This window comes from Flavobacterium frigidimaris, assembly GCF_002217275.1.
Classification (GTDB): Bacteria; Bacteroidota; Bacteroidia; order Flavobacteriales; family Flavobacteriaceae; genus Flavobacterium; species Flavobacterium aquidurense.
On record NZ_MUGV01000016.1, the window covers coordinates 57,419 to 68,553 of the forward strand.

At 33.9% G+C, this 11,135-nt stretch carries 10 protein-coding genes and 1 tRNA gene; 1 reads left to right on the forward strand and 10 read right to left on the reverse strand.

What is annotated here, in order from left to right; all coding sequences use genetic code 11:
• The first annotated feature begins 455 nt into the window (after positions 1–455).
• Positions 456–914 (forward strand): tungsten formylmethanofuran dehydrogenase, encoded by a 459-nt coding sequence (locus B0A65_RS09260; RefSeq protein WP_074659848.1) that lies wholly within the window; start codon positions 456–458, stop codon positions 912–914.
• A gap of 73 nt (positions 915–987) precedes the next feature.
• On the opposite strand, the gene B0A65_RS09265 is transcribed toward B0A65_RS09260, so the two are convergent.
• The 10 genes from B0A65_RS09265 to B0A65_RS09310 form a co-directional block, all read right to left on the reverse strand.
• Positions 988–1,470 (reverse strand): hypothetical protein, encoded by a 483-nt coding sequence (locus tag B0A65_RS09265; protein WP_074659847.1) that lies wholly within the window; start codon positions 1,468–1,470, stop codon positions 988–990.
• Positions 1,461–2,015, reverse strand: coding sequence for a hypothetical protein (locus tag B0A65_RS09270; protein WP_123890311.1), 555 nt, complete (start codon positions 2,013–2,015; stop codon positions 1,461–1,463). The genes B0A65_RS09265 and B0A65_RS09270 overlap by 10 nt, the downstream gene beginning before the upstream one ends.
• 81 nt (positions 2,016–2,096) lie before the next feature.
• Positions 2,097–2,170: transfer RNA gene (locus B0A65_RS09275), tRNA-Arg, on the reverse strand.
• A gap of 72 nt (positions 2,171–2,242) precedes the next feature.
• Positions 2,243–2,692 (reverse strand): GatB/YqeY domain-containing protein, encoded by a 450-nt coding sequence (locus tag B0A65_RS09280; RefSeq protein ID WP_074659845.1) that lies wholly within the window; start codon positions 2,690–2,692, stop codon positions 2,243–2,245.
• Between the two features lie 200 nt (positions 2,693–2,892).
• Complete coding sequence (gene ftsZ, locus B0A65_RS09285; protein ID WP_074659844.1) at positions 2,893–4,890, reverse strand: cell division protein FtsZ; 1,998 nt, start codon at positions 4,888–4,890, stop codon at positions 2,893–2,895.
• Positions 4,891–4,974: 84 nt separating this feature from the next.
• Positions 4,975–6,399: a cell division protein FtsA gene (ftsA, locus tag B0A65_RS09290; RefSeq protein ID WP_074659843.1), complete on the reverse strand. Its 1,425-nt coding sequence runs from the start codon at positions 6,397–6,399 to the stop codon at positions 4,975–4,977.
• 6 nt (positions 6,400–6,405) lie between these two features.
• The gene (locus tag B0A65_RS09295; protein WP_074659842.1) at positions 6,406–7,128 is read right to left on the reverse strand and encodes a cell division protein FtsQ/DivIB; all 723 of its coding nucleotides are present in this window, start codon (positions 7,126–7,128) and stop codon (positions 6,406–6,408) included.
• The gene (gene murC, locus B0A65_RS09300) at positions 7,115–8,464 is read right to left on the reverse strand and encodes a UDP-N-acetylmuramate--L-alanine ligase (RefSeq protein WP_074659841.1); all 1,350 of its coding nucleotides are present in this window, start codon (positions 8,462–8,464) and stop codon (positions 7,115–7,117) included. Before murC ends, B0A65_RS09295 begins: the two co-directional genes overlap by 14 nt.
• 154 nt (positions 8,465–8,618) lie before the next feature.
• Positions 8,619–9,704 carry an undecaprenyldiphospho-muramoylpentapeptide beta-N-acetylglucosaminyltransferase gene (gene murG / locus B0A65_RS09305; RefSeq protein ID WP_074659840.1) on the reverse strand — a complete coding sequence of 362 codons (1,086 nt, stop codon included), beginning with the start codon at positions 9,702–9,704 and terminating at the stop codon, positions 8,619–8,621.
• Between the two features lie 43 nt (positions 9,705–9,747).
• Complete coding sequence (locus B0A65_RS09310) at positions 9,748–11,061, reverse strand: FtsW/RodA/SpoVE family cell cycle protein (protein WP_074659839.1); 1,314 nt, start codon at positions 11,059–11,061, stop codon at positions 9,748–9,750.
• Between the last annotated feature and the right edge of the window lie 74 nt (positions 11,062–11,135).

The following is an 11,135-nucleotide window of genomic DNA, read 5'->3' on the forward strand; positions in this document are numbered from 1 at the left end:
ACAAACCAAGTTTTAAATCTCAATTATTACAAAAAATAATCTGCATTGAAATAAATCGTGTAAACATCCAAATGAACCATAAAGAAAGGCAAGTCAAGATCAAGTCACATACTAAATAAGACTTATAAAAGACAGAATAAGACATTTATACAAAAAAAGTGCAAATCATCCCCGTTGATTTAAGCGCTTTTTGTATTCAATAAAATTCGAAAACTTTAATAATTACAACAAAACTATCATGATAAAAAAATTTGTTCAATCAATTTTTCCTGCATTTTTATAAATGATTTTCAAAATCATACTATCATGGAAATTACCATTTTTTCTATAATTTTGTTTATTAGAAAATTTGCTGCTTTAAATTTCGCATTGAAGATGAGAGCATTATACACTAAAACGGCAGCAAGCACAACCCACAATAATTTAAAAGAGTAATCCAACCAAATATTAACATTATGAAAAAGTTACAATTTAAAGTAAGCATCAAGGCACCTGTAACCAAGATATATGATTTTATGCTTGGCACAACCAATAAATCAACTTATGAACAATGGACTGCCTTGTTTAACCCCACGTCTACCTATGAAGGAAGTTGGGATAAGGGAAGTAAAATACTGTTTATTGGTGTAGATGAGAAAGGAGAAAAAGGAGGCATGGTTTCCAGGATAGCTGAAAACATTCCAAACCAATTTGTTTCTATTCAACATTATGGACTTTTAAAAGCCGATAAAGAAATAACAGAAGGACCAGAAGTAGAAAAATGGGCAAACGGATTTGAAAATTATACCTTCGAAGAAAACAATGGCACCACAACCGTTACTGTCGACTTAGACACAGTAGAAGAATTTTTAGATTATATGAACGACCACTATCCAAAAGCTCTTGACAAGTTGAAAGAAATTTGTGAAAAATAGCAATTAAAAAAAGCCTGAGAATTTAGATTCTCAGGCTTTTTTTGTGATATTTCATTTAGAAGCTATTACCTCTTTAATCAGGATCTATAGTTATTCCTATTCTAACTGCATATTTCATTGCTATTTCAGTAAGCTTTATAGTTTTAGTAATCTGATTTTGAGTTTCCTCATTTAGGTCATTGTAAAAATCGCTCAGCACAATTTTATTCAAAAAATCATTTAACAAATATGGATTTATTGTATTCTCCCATGAAGATAAGAATACCCTGCGGTCTTCAGGATTCGATTTTTCATAATAAAAATTAAAAGGAAATTTTTCTATATCTTCCTCTCCGTAGAATTGTTTTAATTCAACGCTCTCATTTGTTATTAGGTCATGAAATTCCCAAGACAATTCAAACAGATAATTATTATTCTTGTATAACTCATCATAATAATTCCAGTGAAATTCATCCCCGGGAATGATAAAATCTGCGATTGATTTTATATCTTCTAAATCGTTTTTAAAGACATAAAATTCTTTTTGTGGTAATTGTAAATTAAGTGTTACTGGCATAAAATTCGATTTAGATCAATCATATCTTTTTTTCTTTTTAAAAGTTTTTTATTTGTTATAATGTCCGTTATATTTAAATAATTTACATTGTTATTATTAACAATTATAGTTCCTTTATTCTCAAAACACTCCTTAAAAAGCAGACCATTCATTTGTGATATCAATTCTATCTTGCAATTATTCTTCACAATTTTAATATAAAAATTATCTTCTATAACTGTATCAGATATAATTCCTGATTTTTGTAATTTTTCTATATTTTCCTTTTCGTTTTCAATCCAAATATCTAAATCATTAGGAAGTCTTTTAAATCCATTAAATAAGATTGCCCACCCACCAACCACTAAGTAATTAATGGAATAATTGGATAAATTTTCGATAATTACAATATGTTCTTTTCTCATAAGAATAGTGATGATATGTAAACAAAAAACAGAGTGAAATTTACGAATTATAGTATCTCTCCCTTGATTTAAAAACAATAAATTATTATGCAGAAATTGAAGCCCCATGATGGCGTTCCAACCAAAATTAACTGTAAACACAGTTTTGTAAAAATAAAAAAAATATCAAATGGATCTTCTAACTATAAAAAAGAAAAAGCCNNGGCTTTTTCTTTTTTATAGTGACCGCGGAGGGGTTCGAACCCCCAACCCTCAGAGCCGAAATCTGATATTCTATCCAGTTGAACTACGCGGTCGTTTTTATTGTAGATTGTTGATTTTAGAGTTCAGATTCAATCTAAAATCTGAACTCTAAAACCTAAAATTCTTTATACTAAAAGTTTCTTCACAATTGCAGAAATGGTTTTTCCTTCAGCAGTTCCGCCTAATTGAGCAGAAGCCAATCCCATCACTTTACCCATTGAAGCAATTCCAGAAGCTCCGGTTTCAGCAATGATTTTTGCTACAACTGCTTCTACTTCTTCTTCGCTTAATTGAGCTGGCAAAAATTTCTCGATTACAGCAACCTGAGCTAATTCTGGTTCAGCTAAATCAGGACGATTTTGTTCTGTGAAAATTCTTGCGCTTTCTTTACGGGTTTTAACTAGTCTTTGAAGTAATTTAACTTCATCGTCTTCTGTTAATTCTTCTTTTGATCCTGAAGCCGTTGCAGCCAATAACATTTCAGATTTGATAGCTCTTAATGCTTCTAATGCAACGGTATCTTTTGCTCTCATGGCCGTTTTAATTTCGTCCATGATTAATGTTTGTAAACTCATCGTTTTATTTTATTTAAATAAGCCAGGCTTATATATTGTTATGATTATTTGAATATTCCCGACTTCACTTCAAATGACAATAAGATTCACTTTAAAAGTATATTAAAGAAGTCAAATTTTAAAATTCTGTGCGAAGATAAAAAAAATAACCCGAAAATTAAATCCAATTTTCGGGTTATCCTAATATTATGAATGTAAAATTAATCTACGTTGTCGTGCAAAAATGAATTGTTTGAACGCAATTGCAAATCGTTATTACTATCAGTACCAACAGATATTCTTGAATTGGTTGTATTCGACTGATTATTTGAAAGATCGATTCCTAATCTTTTGTAAGCAGGCTCTTTTTCAAGTTCATCAATTCTCGAAACATTATTATGGAATTTATAGTTAAACTCCTTTAGTTTCTTTCTTCTTTCTTCTGCTCTTAAACGTAACGTTTCTTCGATTGTTAATTCCATTGGAGAAACATTTGAAGTTGTAGAATAATCAGCTTCTATAGCAAAATCAACTTTAGGTTTTAATTGAATATTCAATTCAGCCGGAACAACATCTTCTACCACTTTTTCAACTGGTTTTGATGCCATTAAATTGTCCTCAACCTCCATATATTCTTCTAAAGAATATTTGATAACTCCGTTTTCAGCAACTTCTGTTACCGGTACAAATTGTACTGGATCGTTAACTTTGATATTACGTGTTTCGTTTGATAATTCGAATAAAATTTTAGTCTCCTCAACAACCGGTTCTTTTTTCACTTCTGGCTCAGATCTGAAAAGAGGTAAATCAAAAGAGAAAGTCGTTTGTTCTTCTCTTTCAAAAATTCTTTGCTGAACTGGTTTTACTTCCTGAACAAATTCTGCCGCAGGAGCTGTAATAGTAAAATCAATATCTGTAATTGGCGAAACGATTTCAAAAGTTACATCAAGATTTTTGATAAACTCTGACATCACCACTAATTCTTCCTGATTGATAGTTGGAGCAACTGCAACTGGAGCAACAGGAGTTGGAACTACAGGATTATGAGTATTAGCAAAAGGCTCATCTTCCATTAAATCAAAAACAACTTTTTCTTCTGATTTTGAAGTAGGTGTTTCTGCGTTTAAATCAAAAGAAGTAACCGATTTATTCGTTAAATTATGAACACTTCTTTGCTCGTCTTCTAACGTATGAATGATTTTTTTAGGTTCTGTATTTACAATTTCATTTTGTTGTTCAACATCAAAACCAGTCGCAATAATAGTTACCGCAATAGCTTCGCCAAGAGTTTCGTCTTCACCAACTCCCATGATAATATTAGCGTTGTAACCTGCTTCTGCCTGGATATGATCGTTGATTTCTCCAATTTCATCAAGCGTGATTTCATTAGATCCAGAAACGATAAGCAACAATACGTTTTTGGCTCCTGTAATTTTGTTGTCATTTAATAACGGAGAATCCAAAGCCGAAACAATAGCTTCCTTCGCTCTGTTTTCACCTGTAGCAACAGAAGATCCCATGATCGCAGTTCCACTGTTTGACAAAACAGTTTTTGCATCACGTAAATCGATATTTTGAGTATAGTGATGCGTAATTACTTCAGCAATACCTCTTGAGGCTGTTGCTAATACTTCATCCGCTTTAGAGAATCCTGCTTTAAAACCAAGATTTCCGTATACTTCTCTTAACTTATTATTATTGATAACGATTAACGAATCGACTTGTTTACGTAATTTTTCGATTCCTAAAAGAGCCTGTTCCTGACGAACTTTACCCTCAAACTGAAATGGAATTGTTACAATACCAACCGTTAAAATCTCTCTTTCTTTTGCTAATTGCGCAATTACCGGAGCAGCTCCAGTACCTGTCCCACCACCCATACCAGCGGTAATAAATACCATCTTAGTACCACGGTCCAACATTTTTTCGATATCAGCGATACTCTCAATAGCAGATTGTTGTCCTACATCAGGATTTGCTCCTGCTCCAAGACCCTCTGTTAAGTTCATCCCTAACTGAATTTTATTTGGTACTGCACTATTCTGCAATGCTTGCGAATCTGTATTACAAACGATAAAATCTACCCCTTTAATACCTTGTTTAAACATGTGGTTGATTGCGTTACTTCCGCCTCCACCTACACCTATTACCTTGATTACATTTGATTGGTTTTTTGGTAAATCAAATGAAATACTTCCAAATTCTGAGTTGCTCATCATCTTTTTGGTTTTGAAATTCTTATTAAATACATTTTTTACTTCTTGACTTGGGGCCAATAGTAATCCTTTTCGTCTATTATTATTTTATTCTGCGTTGTCTAAAAAATCTTTGATTTTATCGACATAGCGATCAAAAAATGATCTTCTAATTTTTGTTTCGGTAGATTCTGCTTCAACCTTCATGTTACTTCGAACTTCTCTTTGTTGTTCAATAGTTTCTACTCTTTCAACGTAGTTTTCTTCAACTTCGTATCGTTGCTGAACTGGCTGTTGTTGCTGTGGTGGCACATTTCTGTAAACCACTTTTGGCTGTTCGTTAACCAACTCCATTCTAACAGCACTTTGTGTACTATTTTCGATGCTGTTCATTACCAAACCAACTGCAGTTGCAAACAACGGACTAGAAATTTCTTCGCTTGAATTTCCTGCCAAATGCTCATTTGGATATCCAATTCTGGTGTCCATTCCGGTAATATACTCTACTAATTGTTTAATGTGCTTTAGTTGAGCTCCACCACCTGTAAGAACGATTCCGGCAATTAATTTTTTACGAGGATCTTCGTGTCCATAAGCTTTAATTTCTGCAAAAACCTGCTCGATAATTTCCACCACACGGGCATGGATAATTTTAGATAAGTTTTTAAGCGAAATCTCTTTTGGTTCTCTGCCTCTTAATCCAGGAATAGAAACAATTTCGTTGTCTTTATTTTCTCCTGGCCAGGCCGATCCGAATTTTATTTTTAAAAGCTCAGCTTGTTTTTCAATAATTGAGCAGCCTTCTTTAATATCATCTGTAATTACATTTCCTCCAAAAGGAATTACTGCAGTGTGACGAATGATTCCATCTTTAAAAATGGCTAAATCTGTTGTTCCACCACCAATATCGATCAATGCAACACCCGCTTCTTTTTCTTCCTGACTCAAAACTGCATCTGCCGAAGCCAAAGGCTCTAATGTCAATCCGGACAATTCGATTCCTGAACTCTGAATACATCTTCCGACATTTCTGATAGAAGAAGCTTGTCCAACCACTACGTGAAAACTAGATTCCAGTCTTCCACCATACATTCCGATTGGCTCTTTGATTTCAGACTGTCCGTCGATTTTAAATTCCTGTGGCAAAACGTGAATGATTTCTTCTCCTGGTAACATGGCCAGTTTATTCACCTGGTCAATCAAAAGCTGAATATCTTTTTCGCCAATTACTTCCTCCGGATTACTACGGCTGATGTAATCTGTATGCTGAATACTTCTGATGTGTTGTCCGGCGATACCCACAACCACATCTTTAATTTTATAACCTGAATTATTTTCTGCTTCTAAAATAGCTTGTTGAATTGATTGGATCGTTTGCGTAATGTTGTTTACAACACCTCTTGCAACACCCAAACTTTTGGATTTCCCAATACCCAAAATTTCCAACTTACCATACTCGTTCTTCTTGCCTATCATGGCAACGATTTTGGTGGTTCCAATATCTAGACCTACTGCAATGTTATCTTTTTCCATTTTCTATTATTTTGTGCAAACTACTTGTTCCGTAAACCTAAGGTCAATTTTATTGTATTTGTATAACGAACTATCTAAAACTGCTTTTTGAAAAAAAGCTTTATAGTTTCTAAATTTCTTATCAACATGCATCGTTCTTCCAAAATCGATGAAGTAATTATAATTTCGATTAAACATTTTTAGGCTGCCATTAGGCATAATTTGTATTGCAATGATGTTTTTTTTCAAAAACGCATCGTCATAAATTGTGCGAAATAAAGCAGCTAAATCTTCGTTATTTTTTTCATTTATTGCCCCCGAAACAAGAGGAACCCGAGCTGTAAAATTGTCTGATAAAGGCATTTTATGTCCTTCATAGTCAATATAAAAAGAGTTATCACCATCATAAACTCTCGCTATTGGTGTCTTCTGTTTTACTCTCGCTTTTAGAACTCCATCGATACTTACAAAAACGTCTGACTTCTCAATCATGTCTTGCGTATCAAGGGTTTTTTCTATCTTATTCAAATCTACTTCATCTTTTCGGATACTGGAAGCGTCTCTTTTATTTTCTATTAACAATTTATTAACCGATTCCGGCTTAACAAACAGCGTGTTTTCTCCTACAAAAACAACCATAGATTTCTTCAGTTTTCGATCCCCATTTCGATGTTGAGCGAAAGAATATAAAAAAAGTACAAGCCCAAAAATGAGTATTAATCGAATATTTGCCCAATTAAATATTTTCATTTAGCATTTTTTTAATTGATGGAACCATTTCACCAATATCTCCAGCTCCTATTGTTACAATTATTGGCGCATCACTGGCTTTGATTTGCGCTAATAAATCATTTTTTGCAACAATTTTCTTGTTCGAACTTGTCATTTTCCCTAATAACCAATCCGATGTAATCCCTTCCATCGGTAATTCGCGGGCCGGGTAAATATCCAATAAAAACACTTCATCAAATTGCGATAAACTCTCTGCAAATCCATCAGCAAAATCTCTTGTTCTACTGAATAAATGTGGCTGAAAAATCGCTAAAACTTTACGTCCAGGATACAATTCACTAACAGCTTGATAAACAGCGTTTATTTCCGTTGGATGATGTGCATAATCATCTATATAAACTAAATTTTCAGACTTAATCTGATAAGAAAAACGTCTTCTGATTCCGTTGAATGAAGCAATGGCTTTTGCAATTAAGTCGGTCGGGGTGCCAAAAGTCTTAGCCATTGCAATAGCCATTAATCCATTCATTAAATTGTGTTTTCCAGGCAAGCCAAAATGCAAGTCTTTCATTATTTCTGATGGCGTCTGCACATCAAAAACATAACTTCCATCTTCTATTCGAACATTAAACGCCTTATATACAGCATCTTCATTTATAGCACATTGTACTCCTTCAAGAGGTAATTCTTTGGTTATAAACAATTTGCTTTTATCTTCAACTTTCGAAGCAAATTCTACAAACGAAGCCTCAATAGCATCGCTGGTTCCATAAATATCTAAATGATCAGCATCCATAGAAGTGATACAGGCAATATTTGGGTGTAAGTGTAAAAACGAACGGTCAAATTCATCTGCTTCTACAACCGTTACCGTTTTTCCGGTTCCAATTAAATTAGAATTGTAATTCTCAACAATTCCTCCCACAAAAGCAGTTACATCTGCTCCACTTTCATATAAAATATGCCCTAGTATACTTGAGGTTGTTGTTTTTCCGTGTGTTCCGGCAACTGCGAAACTAAAAGTGTCTTTCGTAATGATGCCTAAAACTTCTGCACGCTTTTTAATTTCATAATTTCTTTCGATAAAATAATTCCATTCTGAATGTGATTTTGGAACAGCAGGCGTAAAAATCACCAACGTATTCTCTACAAAATAATCATTTGGAATCAAATCAATATTATCTTCAAAATGAATATCAATTCCACTTTCAATCAATTCATTAGTTAGTATTGACGGCGTTTTATCATAACCAGAAACCTGTTTCCCGATGTATTTAAAATAACGGGCCAGAGCACTCATTCCGATGCCTCCAATACCAATAAAATAAACGTTCTGTATTTGATTTAAATTCATTTTAATTTTATTTTTTGAGCTATTTATTTCTAGTCCGATTTTGTAAAAAACTAGTAACTAAGCCTTTGTAATTTTTCTTCTTTAATAACCCAAAATGCCTAAAATAGCATTCTGTTTTCTTTTTTGCGTTGTATAATTTTAGCCAAACTTTATATTATAACAACCTTTTAATTTGTTCAACAATAACTTTTGTCGCATTTGGCATCGCCAATTTTTTAATGTTGGCACTTAATTGTTTCTGCTTTCCATCATCTTTTAATAAAGCTTCAAAAACAATACTAAACTGACTGTCTAATTCAGATTCCTTCAACAAAATAGCGCCTTTTGAATTTACAATCGCCAGTGCATTTTTTGTCTGATGATCCTCGGCAACATTTGGTGACGGAATAAAAATTACTGGTTTACCAACAATGCACAACTCTGATACCGATGATGCTCCTGCACGTGAAATAATCACATCTGCCGCAGCATAAACGAAATCCATTCTTTCAATGAAATCAACTACTCTTACGTATTGCTGATTGTATTTTTTATAATCTTCAAAATATAATTTCCCACATTGCCAAATAATTTGAACATCTTGCGTAAGCATGCTGTGCAATTCCTTCTCAATCAACTGATTTACTCTTCTGGCTCCTAAACTCCCACCTAAAACCAGCAGTGTTTTTTTATTTGGATCAAGACCATAAAAAGCAATTGCTTCGTCTTTTTTACTTTCAATATCAATTAAATCCTGACGAACTGGATTTCCTGTCAAAACAATTTTTTCTTTTGGAAAAAAGCGTTCCAAATTATCATAGGCAACACAAATTGCATTGGCTTTTTTACTCAACAATTTGTTTGTAATACCCGGAAATGAATTTTGTTCCTGAATCACTGTTGGAATCCCCGCCGAACCTGCTGCTTGTAACAAAGGTCCGCTTGCAAAACCACCAGTTCCAATTACAACATTGGGTTTAAATTGCTTAATGATTCTTCTTGATTCTAATAAACTTGTAGCTAATTTTAAAGGAAACATCAAATTTTGCAACGTCAGCTTTCTTTGTAAACCAGCGATCCACAGTCCTTTTATTTCATAACCTGCCTGAGGTACCTTTTGCATCTCCATTTTATCCTGCGCACCTACAAAAAGGAATTCAGCATCAGGAAATTGTAACTTTAATTCATTCGCAATAGCAATCGCAGGATAGATATGTCCTCCTGTACCGCCACCACTTAATATGAATTTATAATTTGTCATATTTTTAAAAGTTTTACGCTTTAAAAACTATACTGTTCTTAACTTATTTATTTAAAACTGCATTCATCGGATTTCTGGAATTATCCTCAATTGAGTACATCAATCCTTCTTCTTCATATATTTCATCAACTGGTAAATCTTCTTCTGACAATTCTTTATCAATCAATCTTTGAAGTGCTTCTTTCCTTCTTTCTTTCTCTTCTTTTTCCTCCGCAATTTCTTCCTCTTTCTTGGTTACACTGATGATAATTCCTAGTGAAAAACATGTCATCCAAATCGAACTACCTCCACTACTAATCAAAGGAAGTGTTTGTCCTGTTACCGGTAATAGTTCAACTGCAACAGCCATATTGATCATCGCCTGAAATATCATCGGAAAACCAAGTCCGACGACGACTAATTTCCCGAATAGCGTAGTGGCTTTATGTGAAGCAATTACAAATCGGAATAATAACAATAAATACAAAATCAATATCGAAACTCCTCCCACTAAACCATATTCTTCCACTACAATAGCATAAATAAAATCGGAAGAAGATTGTGGTAAAAAGTTCTTCTGAACGCTTTTCCCCGGACCCAAACCTCCAAATCTTCCAGATGCAATTGCGATTTTTGCTTTTTCGATCTGGTAATCATCTTCATCAGGTTTATCTGTGGTAAAGTTTGCTATACGACTTTCCCAGGTTGATACCCTGCTAAAGAATCTCGAGTCAGGAAAAGCTTTGGCTACCAAAAGGAAAAACGCCAACATTGCAACTCCTGAACCGATAATAAAACCAATGTATTTTAATGGATATTTACCTATGAACGTTAACATCATAACCATAGCAAAAATCAATGCCGTGGTTGAAAAGTTTGCTGGCAATATAAGGGCCAATGTGATAAAAACCGGCAACCAAAGCTGTATCAGTGAAACCTGAAAAGGTTCGTTTTCTTCTTTCGTTTTAGACAAATAACGCGCCACAAAAATAAACAGCACGATAGAAGCCAGTGTCGAAGTCTGAAACGTGATTCCAATAAAGGGCACCTGAATCCAACGACTCGCATTTGCTCCGGCAATTACAGTTCCTTTCAATAAAGTATAAAGTAATAAGAACCATACTATTGGCAAAGCAATTTTTGAAATCGCCCTGAAATAATGATACGGTACTCTATGAACCCAATAAATAATTAAGAAACCGATACAAATGTGCGCCAGATGTTTTACCAAATAGCCCAATGTATTCCCCGTTCCATGACCGATGTAAGCCAAATTACTACTCGCACTAAAAACAGGCATAAACGAAAACAGCGCTAATAGAGCCACGAATGACCATATTACTCTATCTCCTTTTAATTTGTTTACTAGCTCTTTCATAATCTTTAATTTGTTTCAAGTTTCTTTTGTTTCAGGTTGCAGGTTCCTTCTAACGTGAAACCTGAAACTTGAAA

Coding starts and splice junctions, on each gene's coding strand:
- B0A65_RS09260 (WP_074659848.1), top strand. CDS start 456: ATGAAAAAGTTACAATTTAAAGTAAGCATCAAGGCACCTGTAACCAAG.
- B0A65_RS09265 (WP_074659847.1), bottom strand. CDS start 1,470: ATGCCAGTAACACTTAATTTACAATTACCACAAAAAGAATTTTATGTC.
- B0A65_RS09280 (WP_074659845.1), bottom strand. CDS start 2,692: ATGAGTTTACAAACATTAATCATGGACGAAATTAAAACGGCCATGAGA.
- ftsZ (WP_074659844.1), bottom strand. CDS start 4,890: ATGATGAGCAACTCAGAATTTGGAAGTATTTCATTTGATTTACCAAAA.
- ftsA (WP_074659843.1), bottom strand. CDS start 6,399: ATGGAAAAAGATAACATTGCAGTAGGTCTAGATATTGGAACCACCAAA.
- B0A65_RS09295 (WP_074659842.1), bottom strand. CDS start 7,128: ATGAAAATATTTAATTGGGCAAATATTCGATTAATACTCATTTTTGGG.
- murC (WP_074659841.1), bottom strand. CDS start 8,464: ATGAATTTAAATCAAATACAGAACGTTTATTTTATTGGTATTGGAGGC.
- murG (WP_074659840.1), bottom strand. CDS start 9,704: ATGACAAATTATAAATTCATATTAAGTGGTGGCGGTACAGGAGGACAT.
- B0A65_RS09310 (WP_074659839.1), bottom strand. CDS start 11,061: ATGAAAGAGCTAGTAAACAAATTAAAAGGAGATAGAGTAATATGGTCA.